The sequence below is a fragment of the Streptomyces sp. NRRL F-2580 genome (assembly GCF_000720115.1).
Classification (GTDB): domain Bacteria; phylum Actinomycetota; class Actinomycetes; order Streptomycetales; family Streptomycetaceae; genus Streptomyces.
Genome location: NZ_JOIR01000152.1, coordinates 1 through 201 on the forward strand (window position 1 = coordinate 1; position 201 = coordinate 201).

Annotated in this window: 1 protein-coding gene; it reads left to right on the plus strand. The window is 70.1% G+C overall.

Translation table 11 applies throughout. The annotated features are described in order from the left end of the window. Window positions 1-7: 7 nt before the first annotated feature. Window positions 8-201 (plus strand): response regulator transcription factor (locus IF88_RS41845; protein ID WP_037808995.1); only part of this gene is annotated, 194 nt, incomplete at its 3' end.

A 201-nucleotide genomic window follows, 5' to 3' on the forward strand; every position in this document is an offset into this window, starting at 1 on the left:
GAATCCCATGAGCCTCACCCTCACCCGCACCGCGCCGACCGCCGAAGCCGCCCTCCTCGCCCCCCGCGAACAGGAAGCCCTGCGCCACATCGCCGCCGGACGCACCTACCTCCAGACCGCCCGCCACATGGGACTCTCCAAGCACACCGTCGACGCCTACCTCCGCCGCATCCGCGCCAAGCTCAACATCAACAGCACCGC